At 58.7% G+C, this 17,744-nt stretch carries 13 protein-coding genes; 4 read left to right on the top strand and 9 right to left on the bottom strand.

The genetic code is table 11. The annotated features are described in order from the left end of the window. Positions 1 to 44 precede the first annotated feature (44 nt). From G6L97_RS11060 to G6L97_RS11045, 4 genes are all read right to left on the bottom strand, one after another. Positions 45 to 521, bottom strand: a complete 477-nt coding sequence (locus G6L97_RS11060) for a chemotaxis protein CheW (protein WP_003504949.1) — start codon at positions 519 to 521, stop codon at positions 45 to 47. Positions 522 to 688: 167 nt separating this feature from the next. Beyond that, a complete protein-coding gene (locus G6L97_RS11055; protein ID WP_174002918.1) occupies positions 689 to 4,849 on the bottom strand; it encodes a translocation/assembly module TamB domain-containing protein in 4,161 nt (1,386 codons plus the stop codon). A gap of 45 nt (positions 4,850 to 4,894) precedes the next feature. Beyond that, on the bottom strand, positions 4,895 to 6,820 hold the full coding sequence (locus tag G6L97_RS11050; RefSeq protein WP_065662997.1) for an autotransporter assembly complex protein TamA: 1,926 nt from the start codon (positions 6,818 to 6,820) through the stop codon (positions 4,895 to 4,897). Positions 6,821 to 6,995: 175 nt separating this feature from the next. After that, a complete protein-coding gene (locus tag G6L97_RS11045) occupies positions 6,996 to 7,247 on the bottom strand; it encodes a YMGG-like glycine zipper-containing protein (RefSeq protein WP_003492347.1) in 252 nt (83 codons plus the stop codon). A gap of 371 nt (positions 7,248 to 7,618) precedes the next feature. On the opposite strand from G6L97_RS11045, the gene hemA reads away from it, so the two are divergent. Then, complete coding sequence (hemA, locus tag G6L97_RS11040; RefSeq protein WP_003516756.1) at positions 7,619 to 8,836, top strand: 5-aminolevulinate synthase; 1,218 nt, start codon at positions 7,619 to 7,621, stop codon at positions 8,834 to 8,836. A gap of 35 nt (positions 8,837 to 8,871) precedes the next feature. Here hemA and dxr read toward each other — a convergent pair whose 3' ends face one another. Further along, on the bottom strand, positions 8,872 to 10,065 hold the full coding sequence (gene dxr / locus G6L97_RS11035; RefSeq protein ID WP_111782592.1) for a 1-deoxy-D-xylulose-5-phosphate reductoisomerase: 1,194 nt from the start codon (positions 10,063 to 10,065) through the stop codon (positions 8,872 to 8,874). A gap of 163 nt (positions 10,066 to 10,228) precedes the next feature. Here dxr and G6L97_RS11030 point away from each other — a divergent pair, with 163 nt between their 5' ends. Both G6L97_RS11030 and G6L97_RS11025 read left to right on the top strand, forming a co-directional pair. Continuing rightward, positions 10,229 to 10,930, top strand: a complete 702-nt coding sequence (locus G6L97_RS11030) for a phosphatase PAP2 family protein (protein WP_025594534.1) — start codon at positions 10,229 to 10,231, stop codon at positions 10,928 to 10,930. Positions 10,931 to 10,957: 27 nt separating this feature from the next. Next, positions 10,958 to 12,214: an FAD-dependent oxidoreductase gene (locus tag G6L97_RS11025; RefSeq protein WP_111782593.1), complete on the top strand. Its 1,257-nt coding sequence runs from the start codon at positions 10,958 to 10,960 to the stop codon at positions 12,212 to 12,214. Positions 12,215 to 12,220: 6 nt separating this feature from the next. Here G6L97_RS11025 and G6L97_RS11020 read toward each other — a convergent pair whose 3' ends face one another. The 4 genes from G6L97_RS11020 to G6L97_RS11005 are packed head-to-tail and all read right to left on the bottom strand — an operon-like array spanning position 12,221 to position 16,118. Further along, positions 12,221 to 13,147, bottom strand: a complete 927-nt coding sequence (locus G6L97_RS11020; RefSeq protein ID WP_080800161.1) for an ROK family protein — start codon at positions 13,145 to 13,147, stop codon at positions 12,221 to 12,223. 3 nt (positions 13,148 to 13,150) lie between these two features. Then, complete coding sequence (nagA, locus tag G6L97_RS11015; protein ID WP_111782594.1) at positions 13,151 to 14,317, bottom strand: N-acetylglucosamine-6-phosphate deacetylase; 1,167 nt, start codon at positions 14,315 to 14,317, stop codon at positions 13,151 to 13,153. Beyond that, positions 14,314 to 15,336 (bottom strand): SIS domain-containing protein, encoded by a 1,023-nt coding sequence (locus tag G6L97_RS11010; RefSeq protein ID WP_003516766.1) that lies wholly within the window; start codon positions 15,334 to 15,336, stop codon positions 14,314 to 14,316. Before G6L97_RS11010 ends, nagA begins: the two co-directional genes overlap by 4 nt. Positions 15,337 to 15,362: 26 nt before the next feature. Continuing rightward, positions 15,363 to 16,118 carry a GntR family transcriptional regulator gene (locus G6L97_RS11005; protein WP_111782595.1) on the bottom strand — a complete coding sequence of 252 codons (756 nt, stop codon included), beginning with the start codon at positions 16,116 to 16,118 and terminating at the stop codon, positions 15,363 to 15,365. 439 nt (positions 16,119 to 16,557) lie between these two features. Here G6L97_RS11005 and G6L97_RS11000 point away from each other — a divergent pair, with 439 nt between their 5' ends. Further along, a complete protein-coding gene (locus tag G6L97_RS11000) occupies positions 16,558 to 17,739 on the top strand; it encodes a Gfo/Idh/MocA family protein (protein ID WP_003516769.1) in 1,182 nt (393 codons plus the stop codon). Positions 17,740 to 17,744: the final 5 nt, after the last annotated feature.

Genomic DNA, 17,744 nt, shown 5'->3' with positions numbered 1-17,744 from the left:
GCCTAAGAACGCGAACCGGCCGTCATGCAAAGGAATTGCAACGATCAGGCGGCGAGATCTTCCGCTTCGGTTCCCTTGAACATCTTTGCAAGGTTCAGGAAGCAGATCATGCCATGTTCGTTGGCAATGATGCCTTCGGAGTAGGACTTGTCGAAAGAGGCCGAGATTTCCGGAACCGGCTGGACCTGATTTGCCGGGATCGTCAGAATGTCCGAAACGCGGTCGACGAGCATGCCGATGACCATGTTGTGCACTTCGGCCACCACGATGGCGCTTCTTTCATTTGCGACAGTGCTTTTCATTCCGAGTTTGTGTGCGAGATCGATGATCGGAATAACCGAACCGCGCAGGTTCATGACGCCGATGACGTCTTTCGGCGCGTGGGGAATGGGCGTTGAAGGCGCCCAGCCGCGAATTTCGCGGATAGTCGTCGTCTTCACGCAGAATTCCTGATCATGCAGGCGGAATGCGATGATTTCGAGCGTCTCGCCGCCAAAGTTGGTAGAGTTTATCATTGCCATCAGAATTCTTCCCAATGCTCGCTGTGGAGGCCAGCGCAAGTGCACCGACACTTGCATATGCGAATTTGGCGTTCTGCCTGGTGCCTGAACAGCCGGAAACAATATTTTCCGCCTTCAATGGAAGATTCGTAGCATGAGATGGTTTCGCAAACCTAAATGCGAAGACTTCAATATTCTTTCTCGTAAAATATACCGGCTGCACCTTCGCCATTACCGCCCGCTTCACCGCGCAGCTTCACGCCGCGCCCGACATCGAGGTTGATGATGGCCTTTGCGCCGGAATCGCCGCTTTGCTGCAGTTCGAGATAGGTTCGCTCGTTGAGATATTTGCCGGCGGAAACGCGGGCCTGGCCTTCCGAATCCGTCGAGATGTCGAGATCGTCGACACCGAGATTGCTTCGGAGCTTGTCGAACAACGAGGTGGAGCGCCCACCGGCAAGCTGTGCTGCCGCATCCGCCAGCCGCGCGATCTGCAAGGCCGAGAGCTTGGACATGGATTGGCCGAAGATCAGCTGTGCCATAACCTCATCCTGCGGCAGAGCCGGGGTTGAGGAGAAGGCGAATGTCGGGTCGTTGGCATTGCCGGAAACCGCAACGGTGATGGTGGCGGAACCAGCGGTGGACTGCGCCTCCATATCCAGAACCGGCACGAGGCCGCCGCCGAAGGTTATCTTGCCCGTATTGAAATCGAGACGGCGGGTGAGAATTTCGAGCCGTCCACGGCGCATTTCAAAACCGCCGGAGATGACGGGAACAGCTGCCGTACCGCGAATGGTCAGATTGCCGGTCAGTTCTGCGTCGATGCCGCGTCCGCGCACGAAGATGCCGCTTGGTGCGTTTACCTGCAGATCAAGATTGATAGTGGATGAACTGCCACTGCCACCCTGATCGTTGCCGAGTGCCTTTACCTGCGCCCGCACCTGCGGCGGGGCGTTCTTGTGCTTGACGTCGATTTCCGTCAGCGAGGCCGGAAGTTTCTCCGGGATGGTGATGGCGCTTCTGTCCAGCGTCAGCTTGCCGCCAAGCACGGGCGAATTCAGAAGCGGACCCTTCAGCGTCAGCGTGCCGCTCACGATGGTCGTCACCAGCGTGCCATCATTGTAACCGGCGCGGTCCAACGTGATCGTGATGTCGGCTGGAAAGCCCGAACCGCCCGTTATACCGACGCTACCCGTTCCCGAGATCGTTCCGCCGCCGGCAAGCTTTCCCGTCAGCCGGGAGATGACGGCGCGATCACGATCGAAGGTGACCGTTGCAGCCAGCCCGTTGACCGTGAGGTTACGGCGCACATCGGTCAGGCGCGTACCATCGGTGGTGATGCTGCCGGTAACGACAGGCGCGGAAGCGCTGCCGGAAATCTTCACATCGATGGCGGCGGTGCCGTCCACATCGAGGCCCTGTGCTGCGGTTTGTGCGGCAACGGCGGAGAAGGGCAACCTCCCGGAAAAGGCCATGGAAAGCGGACGGTTACCGGCAATGCCGAGGGAGCCGCCGCCCGAAAGCGACATGCCGCCCTGACCGGTTACATTCGTATCGATCTGCAGGGTGCCGCCGGCGAAACGGCCGTTTGCCTTGATGCCGAGCGCTGCAAGCCCTGCCGCACGCGTCTGGGCAACCTCGGCATTCGTCCAGTTCAGATTATAATCGACCGCCGGGTCTGAAGCCGTGCCCTTGGCGCTGACCGTTCCGGATATACTCCCCGCCGCATCCAGCCCAGTGGCGAAGGCATTTGCGAGGTTCGCGGGAAGCGAGCGGATATTGGCGTTGATGTCGAGTGTCGAACCCGCCGTGCCGTTTACCTCGACCCGCCCGTCGCCGGTGATGATAGTCAGACCGGAGATGCGGGCCGTGCCGTTCTCGATCGCAATTGTACTCGGCTTTTCAAGCCGTACGGCAATGCCCTTGGGGGCGGCCGAGAAGGCATCGAGCCGCACGGTCATCGGCGATCCTGCGGTATTGGCACTGCCCTTTACCACGAGCGGCGCATTGTCGTAGCGTCCGTTGACATCGAAGTTGGTGGTCGTGCCGGAATGGCCAATGGTCGCATTCAGCGCCGAAATCGCCGCGGTGCCAGCATTGACGCTGTCGGCGCTGACCTTGCCGTTGATGGCGAGCGCCTGAAGGTCATCAATGGAGATATCGGCAGCGAGCTTCGAAATAACCGTTGTGCCCTGGCGGATACTGCCGCCATTCGCCTCTATCGTCGCGGCAATCCGGCCGTTATCGTTACTGAGTACGATGTCGCCGGCAATATCGCCATCTGCCTGTTGCGCGGCAAGTGCCGCCAGCAGGGCCAAGTCCGGGAAATTGAACGACAGATTGCCAGATGGCAGGAATTGTTGCGAGAATTGCAGCTTGCCGTTCAAGATGTTGCGACCCACTGCCACATGAAGCTCGGGTATTGCCGTGCCGTTTTCTGTCTGCACCACATTGGCGTTGGCGTCGATCTTCTGCCGGTCGAGGCTGCCGCTGGCGGTCAGTTTTGCCTGCGGTGCGGCCGGATCGGCCTTGCCTGCGGCATTGACCTTCAGGGCTTCAAGCTTCCGTCCGGCAAGAGTGGCACTTTCGGAGCTTAAGGTGACATTGAAGTCGGGCGCGGCAAGCGCGCCGCTGGCTTCAATTGCAAAATCGGCAACGCCCTTTGCCTGTGGCGTCAGTTTTTCGAGAGCCGGAAACTTGCCCGTCAGATTGGCGCTCAACACGTCGTCTTCGAGACTGACATCACCTGTCGCTTCAATTGTTCCGGATTTGACCACGAGGTTCTGAACGCTTGTGCGCCCGCCAATGACCAGGTCGATATCGCCCTGCAAAGCTATGGTGGTATCGAATTTTTCCGCCAGCGCTGGCGGCAGGGTGGCGGGCAACGCGAAGAGCTGCACGCTGGATGTCAGGCGATTGTTGGCGAGGTCGAAACTGCCGTTCAGCGTTCCGCCGACACTGGCGCTCTCCAGCGTCGCGCCGTCAAAGCCGATGGTCGACGAGGTGAGGCTGACCGGCGCCTTGATGGTGACCGGCGCACGCACCAGCCGGTCGATATCCGGGCTGACGAAGGACGATTGTGCCACGGAGAGAATGGTGTCGATGGTGCCGCTGCGATCGGCAATGTTGAGATTGCCGCTCCTGGCCGTCAGCTTGACATCATCAAGCCTACCCTGTGGCAGGGAAAGGCTGCGCAACGATGCCGTGGTGTTGAGATGAGCGGCATCAGCGTTGCCTTTCAGGGAAAGATCAATGCCATTGATGAGGGCCTGGATCTCGCCATTGTTCAGCGGCCAGCGGAAATCCACTGGCCCGGCGGTGCCGATGAGGTTGGCACTAAGATCGTTCTGGCCGTTCGGATCCACGGTGCCCGAGGCCGTCAGCAGCAATGTACCGGTTTCCAGTGTGCTGCTGCCGATTTCGATGCGGCCCTGTGGTGAGAGCGTGGCGTTTGCATCAAGTTTCGTCTCGCCGGCGAAAAGCTGTCGGAAAGCGGGGGGCAGAAGCAGATCGGGCTGGCCGCCGCCTGCGACCTCGATACGCCGCGTGCCGTCGTCTCCTAGTAGATGGTGGCCGGTGACGTTGAGCACGGGGTTGCCGGCGACGTTGCCGCGCAGAGTGCCGGTCCAGTCAGAAAGCGGACCTTCACCGTTCACATCGATCGCCACGGCGGGTGTGCCCGGAAGCGAGAGCAGCGTGGCCAGAAGCCCGCCCTCGGGCTCCTTCATCTCCGCTTTCAACTTCAAGACATTTTCATTCGGCAGAAACGCGATGTCTGCATTGACCGCAGCGTCCGGCGTGCTCTGCCGGTGGGCGGTGAGCGATAACCTGATATCGTCCTGCGCGGCCTTGAGATTGCCCTCGGCGGTCAGCTCGAAGTCGCGGCCAAGAAGGGATTGTCCGAGGCTAATATCGGGGAAATCGAAACTGTCGATGTCGATTTCAATCGGCAGGGACGAACTGCCGGAGCTTTTGGTCGATGTTTGCTCAGCGGGAAGCGGTTTGCGATCGACATCAATCGATCCGGCCGACACCCGGTCGGCGTGGAAGGTTCCGGCAAGAAGCGAGAGCGGCGACCAGTCAACGGCGATCTGGTTCACGCGAGCGTAAGATCCCTGCCGATCCGAAAGGCTGACATTGTCGAGCCGCAGGCGACCGGTCAAAAGACCGCTGGGTGGAGAGATTTCGATTGTCTGGTCGGGCGTGGAAACGAGCGATGAAATCTGCTTTGCGGCAATTCTTGCACCCATCGGGGTAAGACCGACGAACAGAACCGCAAGCAACACCAGCACCACGCCGCAAAGAGCAGCGTAGCCCAGCCATTTCAGCAATCGAATCAACGTTGTCATCAAGCGTAATCTACACTCTGTTGCTAGGGTGTTCGATGGCGGCGTTTAAAAAGACTGGCCGATGCCAGCATAAATGCCGAAATTGTTGCCACCATCATATTTTTCAAGCGGCATGGCGACATCAAGACGCAAAGGCCCAAAGGGTGTTGCGTAACGCAAACCAATACCGGCGCCAGCCCGGATATCGGAGAAATCAGGGGTTACGCTGTCGGATACCACACCCGCATCGATGAAGGGCACGATTCCGATCGTATCGGTGACCTTGATACGGGCTTCGATGGAGCCAACCACGTAAGAGCGGCCGCCAGTTGCATCACCGGCTGCATTATAGGGCGAAATTTCCTGGTAGCTATAGCCGCGGACGGATCCGCCGCCGCCGGCATAAAAGCGCCTTGTGGTCGGTATGTCCTGCAGATTGCTGCCGCCGACGAGCACGCCGCCGGAAAGCTTTCCGGCCATGATCAAGCGATCTTCGGCGCCAAGTCCCTTATAACCCGAAATAGAGCCTTCAAAGGAGGAAAAGAAGGTGCCGTTCAGCGCTTCATAGCTGGGCTTGGCGGCCACCGATGCACGAAAGCCTTCAGTGGGGTTGAGCTTGTCGTCGCGCGTATCGCGAACGAATTCCAGCGGTATGGAGGTGGTCAGATATTTGTTCTTGCCGAATGCGTCTTCGGTATCTGCCCACTGCACCTCGAGACCGGCTGCTGCGGTATCGGTGTCGTTCAGCTCATAACTGAAACCGGCGGCTCCAGTTATGGTCTTGGCCTCATAGGTATCGGGATGTTCGGTCTTGGCGATCAGGCTGGTCTTGAATGTGGTGCGCGGATTGAACATGCCGGGCTTTGTGAAGGTGATGCCCGCCGAATAGTCCATGCCTTCAACGCTCGATGCTTCGGCGATGCGTGAAACCGAACCCTCGATCCGCAGCGATTCCGCCTGCCCGAACAGGTTCCTGTGGCCCCAATACCCCTGGAGGCCAATGCCTTCCGTGGTGGAATATTGTGCGCCGACGCCGAAATAACGATGCTTGCCCTCTGACACCTCGATGGTGAGCGGAATGGAGCCATCGCGTGACAGTGTTCCTGCTTCCTTGATTGTCAGGCTGGAAAAGACCCCGAGCTGGCGTAGCCGGTCTGCGGCCTTGCGCAGTTTTTCCGGGGAGTAGGGTTCGCCGCCATTGAGGCGCGAATAACGGCGGATGAAGTCGCCGTCGACGGTTTTTTCGCCGGTCACGGTGACCGCGCCGAGGGGTGCCACGGGGCCACCTTCGGCAGCCATGGTAATGTCGACCGTGTTCGTCGCGTGGTTTGCAACGGCCTCGCGTTTCGTCAGCTTCGCAAGCGGGCGGCCTTCGGCTTTCAGATCATCGATCAGCTTGTTGCCGGCGCGGATGATTGCCAGGGATCCGGCCTCGCCGCCGGTGACGAGACCGTATTCTTCAAGGTTGCGGCCCGTCACATCGCCCTCGAGCCTGATATTGCCGAGCGTGAAGACCGGGCCGGGGGTGACGGTTATGACCACGGGCACCGGAGCGGAGTGATCGAACACCGGATTGGGCGGCAGATCGTCCACATCCTTGCCGGCGACCGTGACCTTGACGATGCCGCCATATCGGGCGTTTTCGTAAAGCGCTGCGATCAGCCTGTCCCTGTCATCACGCGCCTTGATCAGAAGGCCGAGATCGCCGGAGGCCGGTTTGTCCTTGTCGGCCAGAAGAAGCGAGCTGTTTTCCAGGCTGCCTTTGAGAGATTTGTCTGCATCGGCAGCATTCAGCGTCACGGCATATTTGACCGGATTTATAACTTCGATCTCCGGTTCTTCCGAACCCCAGAGACGCACGCCGAACAGCTTGAAAGCAAAAGCATCGCGAGTAAACGCCGGGTACAGGGCGAACGTGACGGCAACCGCAAGAGCGGTGCCAGCTTTCCGATACGCAATACCTGTCTTCGGGTTAGTCCGTGTTCTTCGCATAAGCTGCTTTATGGTTGAGCATTTATTATGGCTCTGACCCGTTTCCTGTCCGTTAACAGTGCAGTTTAATCATAAATAAACGGCGTTGAGGACCCTTCGGACTGTGTTTTGCCCGCCTTAACGCAAAAAGCCCCGGATGACCGGGGCTTCTGTGCAACGGTATCTCGTGCAGCTATTAACGGCAACGCGCCGTGTAACGCTGACCGTACTGGTCGCGATAATAGCAATAGCCAGGTTCGGATGCATTGCCGATCAACGCGCCGCCAACGCCACCGATCGCCGCGCCTACTGCCGCGCCACGAACGTTGCCCGTGATAGCGCCGCCCAGGACCGCACCGGAAACGGCACCGATCGAAGCACCCTTTTCAGTCTGCGTGCAGCTTGCAAGCGACAGGCCGACCAGCGCAAATATGATTGCCTTTTTCATGAAACTCTCTCCAACGTTACAATGAGCTCTTCGGCTCGGTAGGCGTCCCATATTTATCTGCGGCGACTGCTACCTCCGACCGCCACAGATAACTAACAATTCGATACCGTTTAGGGAAGCCTCCTCTTTCAGGCGTTCTTCCGCGCGTAAATCGATTGCGTCCCAAACAACGGCGCCGTTTGAAAAAGGTTCCAAATTTCCGGGTTTTTTGATGTGAATCAATTTTGTACTTTTCATCGGCGTCTATAAACGGTTTATTGGAATGGTTCAAAACAACGGCGAATTGACGCAGACGCGGTTAAAGCAGCTCGCAAGGGTTGACGGTCCCGGTGTCGAGGCAGAAAACGATCTGGTCAATTCTGGAGCATGGCATGGACTTCGAGGCATTTTTTACGACGGAACTGCAGAGCCTGCATTCTGAGGGACGCTATCGCGTTTTTGCGGATATCGAACGCCAGCAGGGCAATTTTCCCCGCGCGACACGGTACAACGCCAATGGCGAGCGCAAGGACGTAACCGTCTGGTGTTCCAACGATTATCTGGGCATGGGCCAGAACCCCAAAGTCATCGAAGCCATGAAAGCCGCCATCGATCACTGTGGCGCGGGTGCGGGAGGCACCCGGAACATTTCTGGGACCAACCATCATCACGTCCTGCTGGAACAGGAACTTGCCGATCTGCACGGCAAGGAATCGGCGCTGATCTTCACGTCGGGTTACGTTTCCAACTGGGCGACACTCGGCACACTTGGCCAGAAAATTCCGGGCCTCATCATTTTCTCCGATGCGCTCAACCATGCCTCGATGATCGAAGGCATCCGTTACGGCCGTTGCGAGCGGGTGATCTGGAAACATAATGATCTCGAAGATCTCGAGGCGAAGCTCAAGGCAGCCGATCCAAGCGCGCCGAAGCTCATCGCCTTTGAATCCGTCTATTCGATGGATGGCGATATCGCCCCGATCAAGGAAATCTGCGATCTTGCCGATCGTTATGGCGCCATGACCTATCTCGACGAAGTCCATGCCGTTGGCATGTACGGACCGCGCGGCGGCGGCATTGCCGAGCGCGAAGGCCTGATGGATCGCCTGACGATCATCGAGGGAACGCTCGGCAAGGCTTTCGGCGTGATGGGCGGTTATATTGCCGGGTCCACGGCGGTCTGTGATTTTATCCGTTCTTTTGCCTCCGGTTTCATCTTCACGACGGCCCTGCCGCCGTCGCTTGCTGCCGGCGCAATCGCCTCGATCCAGCATTTGAAGGCAAGCCCCTTTGAGCGCGCCCGCCATCAGGACCGGGTACGCAAGCTGCGGGGGCTTCTGGATGCACGCGGCATTCCGCATATGGACAATCCCAGCCATATCGTACCGGTCATGGTGGGCGATGCCGCCAAGTGCAAATGGATTTCGGATATCCTGCTCGACAATCACGGCGTCTATGTCCAGCCGATCAATTATCCAACCGTGCCGCGCAAGACCGAGCGTCTGCGCATCACGCCGACACCGCTGCACACCGATGCCGACATCGAACAGTTGGTCGGCGCGTTGCACCAGCTCTGGTCACATTGTGCGCTGGCGCGCGCCGTGGCTTAAGGCCGCAGTTCAAACAAGAGAAAATCTGGCCGCGTTTACGCGGCCTTTTCTTTGCTGGCGATCAGTTCCCGCGCGTGATTGCGGGCTTCCCCGTCCGCCGAAAATACGTCTTCGATGCTGTTGGCTGATCGGCCGTCATGCATGCGGTCCATGACCGTTTCGACGATTTCGGCCATATCGAGAAAACCGATGCCGCCTTCGACGAAGGCGTGAAAGGCGGTTTCTTCGGCGGCATTCAGGGCCGCGCCCTGCAAGCCTCCGCGCTCCAGCGCCGTGCGCGCCAGTCGGAGTGCTGGAAACCGGGTTTCATCAGGCGCTTCGAAATCGAGCCGCGCCAGTTTGGCAAAATCCAGGCGCTCGACATTGAGATTGCCGCGCTCAGGATAGGTGAGGGCATAAGAGATGGCGGTGCGCATATCGGGCGAGCCGAGCTGGGCGATATAGGAGCCATCCGTGTAACCCACCATCGAATGTATGATCGACTGCGGATGGACGATCACTTCGACCTGCTCGGGCCTGAGATCGAAGAGATATTTCGCCTCGATCATTTCCAGCCCCTTATTGAACATCGAGGCGCTGCCGATCGATACCTTCAACCCCATCGACCAGTTGGGATGTGCGCGGGCGATATCTGCCGTGACATTGGCCATCTGCTCACGCGACCAGGTGCGAAAGGGTCCGCCGGATGCGGTGAGTACGATGCGCTCCACGGCCTGTTTGTGATCGCCCGTCAGGCACTGGAAGATCGCGCTATGTTCGCTATCGACCGGGATCAACCTGCCGCCGCCCTGTTTGACCGTGCGCAGGAAAACATCGCCTGCGGAAACGAGGCATTCCTTGTTGGCAAGCGCTATGTCTGCGCCGCGCCGTGCGGCTGTCAATGTCGGGGCAAGACCAGGTGTTCCGGCAATCGCTGCCATTACCCAGCCGGCCTCCATCGAGGCCGCTTCTTCGAGGCCGGATTTGCCCGCCGCAACTTCAATGCCGGTGCCGGCAAGGGCCGCTTTCAGCGTTTCGTATTTGCCATCCTCGGCGGTTACCGCAAGCTGCGCGCCGAATTCACGCGCCTGTTGCGCCAGAAGATCGATGTTTCCGGCGCCGGTGAGCGCCAAAACCTCGAATTGTCTGCGACCACCCAGCTGACGGACGACATCCAGTGTGTTCGTACCGATCGAACCCGTCGAACCCAATATCGTCAGCCTGCGTGGCATTTCACTGGTATCTGTCATCTTCCGTCCGTCGGTCGTTTCCGGTTGCCCGAAACCGATGCATAGTTTTTGGCGACATGCACTAGCCTCTACTCGTGAAAACCGATCATAACAAGGACACAGCCGGGCTATTGTTTTTGCGGATGGCAAAGCCATATGCAAGAAAAAGGATGAGAGAATATTGATGCGACGTTTTCTGGTTTCCAGCGGTTGGATTTTTGCGGCAAGCCTTGTGCTGGTTCTGGTCTTTATTCCTTTCGACCCACGTCTTTCGGAACATGCTCAAGCCCTGCCGGGAAGGATAGTTTCCTTCAATCGCTCCATTACCGATTTCGGTACGTTCAGCTGGATGCTTTATTCCACCGGCGCTCTTGCCATCCTCGCCTATGTCGGCGCGCGGGTCCTGCAGGCGCGGACCTATGCCGGCCGGCTGAGGACGGCATGGCGGCTTCTCGCTTACTTCTTCCTGACGATCGGAACGGCGAGCATATTGGTCCACACGCTGAAATTCCTGATCGGGCGGGCGCGGCCGGAGCTTTTTCTGGAAATGGGTGCCTATAGCCTCACGCCTTTTACCGGTGACAATCTTTATGAGAGCTTCCCGTCAGGCCATTCGACGGCTGCCGGAGCGTTTTTCGGTGTTTTCGCCATGCTGATGCCGCGCTTCCGCTGGGCGTTCCTGCTGCTTGCGCTTGTCATTGGTGTTTCGCGCGTCATCGTCGGCGCGCATTATCCAAGCGATGTGGCTGCCGGGCTGTTGCTTGGCATGTGGACGGCCATGGCCTTCGCCTTTATCTTTGCCCGGTCCGAAATGCTTTTCCGTTTCGATGCACATGGTTGGCCACAGCCGAAAAATGCAAACCTGCCGGCGGCGGATGCACGATAGAGACGTTTAACGGACAGGGGGGCGGTGATGGAAGAAGCGAAAGTCGTGCCGGAGAATGACGGCAGGGCCGTTCAGCACATCCGCACGTCCGTTGTCGTGGCCGGTGGCGGGCCGGCCGGCCTGATGCTCGGCCTTTTGCTTGCCCGCAGCGGTATAGACGTAACGGTTGTCGAGAAACATGGAGATTTTCTGCGCGATTTTCGCGGCGACACCATTCACCCCTCCACGCTTGAACTGATGGAGCAGCTGGGTTTTGCCGAGGAGTTCCTGAGCCTCCCGCATACGCGTGCGCCACGGCTGAACGCAGTCATCGGCGGCGAGCGTATCACGATCGCGGATTTTTCGCGGCTGCCGGTCCATCATCGTTTCATTGCCTTCATGCCGCAATGGGATTTTCTCAATTTCATCGTCGGCAAGGCCGGACAATATGAGAATTTCCGGCTGCTGATGAATGCGCCGGTAACCGGCCTGATCGAGCGCGACGGGCGTGTTGGTGGCCTCATGGTCAATACGCCGGAAGGCGCAATCGAGATCGCCGCTGATCTGGTGGTGGGCGCGGATGGCCGCAACTCCATCGTCCGCGAGGCGGCGGGGCTTGAAGTACAGCGCTTCGGCATCCCGACCGAGGTGCTTTGGATGCGCCTTTCGAGACAGCCGGGTGATCCGGCCGACACCATGGGCCATGCGGGTTCGCGGCAGGGTTTCGTGATGATCAACCGCGGTGACTACTGGCAATGCGGGTACGTGGTGCGCAAGGGCTTTTTCGCTGACATGAAGATTGAGGGACTTGAAGCCTTCAGGAACCGGGTTGCGGAAATCTGCCCTTTCCCGCGCGAGAGGCTCGACGAAATTACGAGCTGGGATGACGTGCATCTGCTCACCGTCCGTATCGATCGGTTGAAGCGCTGGTGGAAGCCCGGCCTGATCTGCATCGGCGATGCGGCCCATGCCATGTCGCCCGTCGGCGGTGTCGGCATCAATCTTGCCATTCAGGATGCGGTTGCTGCGGCCAATGTTCTGGTGCCGGTATTCACATCCGGCCGGACCATTGCCGATGATGACCTCGCCGCCATAGAGAAACGGCGATCCTTTCCAACCAAGGCCACGCAATTCTTGCAGCGGATGATGCGTGTCGGTCGCAAGAAAGAGCAGGCGGAAACGGCGGAAAAGCCGAAAGGCCCACCCGCCATCGTGCGGGCGATCATGCGGTTTCCACTTTTTGCCCATCTGACCGGCAGGCTGGTGGGGTTGGGCTTTCGTCGGGAAAAGATCGAGACGGTGTGACGCGGCTTAAGCCGCATTCACGATTTCCTTCGCATATTTCAGCCCGATAACGGCGGAACCGATCAGCCCCGGCTCGATCCGGCAAATGGCAGGCACGACGAGCGGCCTGTCGAAGCGCCTGAGAATGCGGCCCCTGACGGCTTCGTCCAGAGCTGTCACGAGTTCCCTTGAATTCGAAAGCCCGCCGCCGACGGGCACGATGGTTGCGCCGGTGACATTGATCACCATCGCCAGCGGCGAGGCGAGAATATCAATGAGTACATCGATGGTTCTTGCGGCTTGCGCATCGCCTGCCTGCCAGGCGGCAATAATATCCTCACTGGTCATATCCTGCCCGTGAAGATGCAGATGCAGCTTTTCCATGCCGCGCGCGCTGCCGATCGCGTCGACACAGCCGGTGAGGCCGCAACCGCATTCGAATCGCGGCAGCGATACCGGTGGATTGCCGGCCAATGTCGCGGCCACTGGCCCATGTCCCCACTCGCCAGCGAAGCCGCCGTCGCTGTTGATGAGCTTGCCGTCGATCACCAGCCCGCCGCCGACACCTGTTCCAAGGATAACGCCGAAGACGACGCGATGTCCTTGTCCGGAGCCGATTTCCGATTCGGCGATCACGAAACAATCCGCATCGTTCGAAACGATAACGGGAAGGTTCAGGGCTTTTTCCAGATCGTCTTTTAGCGTTCTGCGGTGAATGCTGGGAATATTGGCGACCGTCGCCTTTCCCGTATCAAGATCGATGACGCCTGCGATCGACAGTGATACGCAGTCGGGTGTGCCGCCGCTGTTGTCGATGACGGATTTCAGGCTGGCAGCGAAGTCTTCGAAGCTGGTTTTGGGCGTTGGTATACGCGGTACGGGGCGAATATCGTCCGGGGCATGGGCAATCGCGCCCTTGATGGTCGTTCCGCCGATATCGAAACAAACGATCATGGTTCAGACTCCGGAACGTGTGACATCGTAGATTTTTTCTCCGCCAATCCATGTTGAATGCATCTGGAGGTCTGGTGTCAGCATCACGAAATCAGCATCGAAACCGGCCAGGAGTTTTCCCTTGCCGGAGGCGCCGATTGCCTGCGCCGGATAGGCGGATGCCATTCGCAAAGCTTCTTCCAGCGGCATTTCCATCTTCTCACGCATGAAGCGGATGCAGGAGAGCATGTCTATATCCGCTCCCGCCAGCGTGCCGTCGGCCAATGTTAGCCGTCCACCGTTGCGATAGACGCGCCGGCCGTTCAGTTCGAAACCGTCATCATCCGTGCCGATGGTGGACATGGCGTCGGTGACAAGGAAGATGCGGGCCGGGCCATTCTTGGCGCGCAGCGCAATGCCGATTGCGGCCGGATCGACATGGAATCCGTCGGCTATAAGCCCGCAATGCAACTTGCCGTTCGAAAGTGCGGCCCCGACCAGCCCCGGCTCGCGGTGGCCAAGCGGGCTCATGGCATTGAACAGATGCGTCACCATGGAAGCGCCTGCATCAGCATAGGCCGTCGCAACATCGAGACCGGTGTCGGTATGGCCGAGGCTGACGACGATGCCGGCGTCGCTGAGTGCTGCAACCTGCTCGACAGTAACATTTTCCGGGGCAATGGTTGTCAGCACGAAGGGGAGTTCCGCCCTGCAGCCGGTCAGGACTGCGAGGTCGTCTGTCTCCATCTTGCGGATCAACGCCGGATCATGCGTGCCCTTGCGCGCGACGGAAAGATGCGGCCCCTCGAAATGCAGGCCGAGGAAACCGGGCACATGCTCCTTGCCCGCGGCAATCCCCGCCTGCGCCGCCCTGAAAGTCACGTCCGACCGGTCGGTGATGAGCGTAACCATCAAAGCCGTCGTGCCGAACTGGGCGTGGGCGGAGCAGATGCGGGCAATGCCAGCCACATCCGGCTGGTTGTTGAACATGACGCCGCCACCGCCATTGACCTGAAGGTCGATGAAGCCCGGCGCGATCAACAGCCCATCTGTATCGATCACTTCGGCGTCGGCAGGCACGCTGTCCAGGACAGCGGCAACGCGCCCTTCGCGGATCAGGAGCACCTTGTCATCATGCCATTCGGCGCCATCGAAAATGCGGGCGCCGACAAATGCCTTTATGCCGCTCATTGGGTCTCAGTCACCTTTTTCAATGCCACTGGAGCATCCGGGTTGAAGCCTCTTGCGCGCGACAATTGCTCGATGAAGCCGTAAAACGGTGCGATAAGCAGCAATGCATCGGTCAGGGGATGGTTGGTTTCCACGAAGGGCAAGGGCTTGGCCGGGCTACCCTTGGCAGATGTGACGAAAACATTGGCGCCTTTGTGGGCAAGGCTTGCGGCAATATCCGTAACGGAGGTCTCGGCGCGGTCGCGCGCGGCAAAGGCGATTACCGGAAATTTCGGTGCGACCAGCGAAACCGGGCCGTGCATGACTTCTGCCGACGAATAGGCTTCCGCGTGCAGCTCGCAGGTTTCCTTGCATTTCAGCGCGGCTTCCGCGGCAATCGCAAGGGCGGGGCCGCGGCCCAGCATATAAAGTGAATCCTCACCCTTCACAGCCTCGCCAATATGGCTCCAGTCAAGTGCGATTGCCTTGGCGAAATTCTGCGGCAGGGTGCTGACGGCCTTCGCGAGCAGGCTGTCTTCCGTCCATTCGGCAAGGATGGCCAGACCGGCGACAATGGAGTTGACGAAGGACTTGGTTGCGGCAACTGCCTTTTCCGGTCCCGCCTGGATGTCGATGGCGTGATTGGCTGCGTCTCCAAGGGGGGAGGGCAGGGTGTTCACGAGGGAGAAGGTAAGCGCTCCGCCCTTGCGGGCACTTTCCGCCAAAGCGACGATGTCAGGGCTTTTGCCCGATTGCGATACGGCGAAGGCTGCCGCCCGTTCCAGCCGCAATTTCGTCTGGTAGATCGAGGCGAGCGAAGGGCCGAGCGAGGCGACTGGAAGCCCCGTCTGTAACTCGATCGCATATTTCAGGAAATGCGCGGCGTGATCGGACGATCCGCGCGCAATGGTGACGATAACGGCCGGGTCACGGGCTTTCAGCTTGTCTCCGGCCTGCCGGAAGTCGGCACTGGTATTGTCCAGCAGACGGGCGACGGCATCGGGAATCTCGTTGATTTCCTGGCGCATCAGGGTTGTCATCGTTTTCTGTCCTTGGTCGATGTGTTTCAGTCGGAGGTCATCGTCAGTTCGGCGACGAGGTCGTAGGCGTCGCTGCGATAAAGGGCGCGCGATATTTCCATGAGGCGGCCGCTTTCGAGATAGGCCATGCGCTGGACGGAAAGTGCAGCAGACCCGGGGGGAACTCCAAGCAGCATCGTTTCCTCATCCGTAAGGTTGCGCGCGGAGATGCGCTGGATGGCGCGGACGGGGCGAATATCGCTTTTCGCAAGCTCCTGATAAAGCGAGTTTTCCACCAGCTGTGGGTCCGGCAGAATATCGCCCGGCAGGCTCGTGACTTCGAGCGCGATCGGCTGGTCGTTGGCAAGGCGCAGTCGCGTCAACCGGGCAACCATGGCGGATTGGGAAAGGCCGAGAGCCATCATCTCGTCACCGGTCGGGTAAAACAGGCCTCTTTCAAGCCAGCGCGTGCTCGCCACCATTCCCCGGCGGCGCATATCCTCTGTAAACGAGGTAAGCTTGGTCAACGGCTGCTGCATACGGGTGATGGGTTTGACTACAAAGGTGCCCGACCCATGCCTGCGCACGAGAAGTCCGTCGTGAACGAGATCGTCCACAGCCTTGCGCACCGTGACGCGGCTGACGCAGGCGCTTTCGGCAATGTCGCGCTCGGGCGGCAGTGCATCGCCATGTTTGAGTCGGCCGCCATTGATGGCGTCTTCAATCGTCTGACGCAGTTTCAGGTAAAGCGGGCCGCCGCCTCCCGATTGCAGGTCGTCCAGATTAAGCGCTGCCCCGTTCATCCATAACCTCTGTCACAATCGATGTGGCGAATTCCGGCTATACCATATGCGTCACAATCGGCAATACCAAAATAGAACCATTAGTGGATTTGTACGATTAATCGGTGGTTTTTTCGATCGTTTGCCGAAAAATAAGGCCTCGTGCTTGAAATTTCCGCATTAACCAAAAAAAATTTCCGGCAATTGGAATTGCTATAGACGATTGGCATTTTTTTGGTATTGTTTTTGTATCAGTGGCTGACGGCGCTCTATCTTGCGCCTGTCTCCGCTGGGGAAATCGGTCTCCGGTCCTCACTAGAATTTGCGAGATCGAATTTAACTTGACCGTTATGAAAATTAATTTCATCGTGGCGGAAAATTATCGCAGATATCAGGATAACCAGCACAGAAATGGTTGCTTCTGCGAAAATGAATTACGAATGAACAGGGAACAAAGTTCATGAAGGTGGGAATTATCGGACTCGGATTCCGTCTCGGTTATCTGGGCTACGTTTTTCACGAGATCGACAAGGATTTCGAGATCGTCGGTTATGTCGATCCTGCCCCGGCCGGTCTGCCGGGTCTTGAGGAAAAGGGCATTTCGGCTGGCAAGGCCTATGACAGCCCCGAGGCGCTGATTGCCGGCGAGACATTCGACCTTTTGATGATCGGCTCACCGAACCATATGCATCTGGAGCATATCCGCATCGGGCTTGAAGCCGGTTGCACCATCTTCTCGGAAAAACCCATCGTCGTCAGCATCGAGGAAAGCCTCGAACTCGCCCGGTTGCTCAACAAGCATGGACATGAGCGGCTGCTGGTCGGTCTGGTCCTGCGTTACTCGCCGCTTTACCGCGATCTGCGCGCCGCGCAGGCCGAAGGCAAGCTGGGTGACGTCGTCTCCATCGAGGCTTCGGAACATATCCCGCCCTATCATGGCGCGTTCTTCATGCGCGACTGGCGGCGTTACGAGAACTATTCCGGCTCCTTCATGCTGGAAAAATGCTGCCACGACCTCGATCTCTATAATGGCGTGGTGGGTGCCCGGCCGCGTTTCGTGTCGAGCTTTGGCGGGCGCAAGAGCTTCACGCCTGCAAATGCTCCGCAAAATGACGGCATCAACGACATGGAAGTCTACCATCGCAAACCGAGCGGCTGGATGGGTTCCGACAAGGTTTTCGACAGCGACGGTGATATCATCGACTACCAGACCGCGATCGTCGAATATGAAAATGGCGCATCGCTCGCCTTCCATACCAATCTGAACGTTCCCGACGATTTCCGCCGTTTCTGCGTCATCGGCGCCAAGGGCATGGCCGAGGGCGATTTCGTGCGCGGCTTCCTGAACGTGCACAATGCCCGCACCAACGAAAAGACCGTTGCCAAGACCTATTCGGCGGCAACCGTGCTCTCCCAGCATTATGGCGCTGATGAGCAGATGGCCGAGGACGTGATCAACCATGTCGTCAAGGGGACGCCCCTGCCGGTTTCCGCGCTCGATGCGATCGAGGCCGGTATTCTGGCGCTCGCCATGGACGAGGCGCGCCATGGCCGCAAGGTGGTCGATCTCAAGCCGGTGTGGGAGGAATATGATCTGGCACTCCACGGGCAGTTGAAGTCGCCCGCCGTGAAATCGGCTTAAGGGGG

It is taken from the genome of Agrobacterium tumefaciens (genome assembly GCF_013318015.2).
Classification (GTDB): Bacteria; Pseudomonadota; Alphaproteobacteria; order Rhizobiales; family Rhizobiaceae; genus Agrobacterium; species Agrobacterium tumefaciens.
This window is presented reverse-complemented; position numbering and strand designations above follow the sequence as displayed.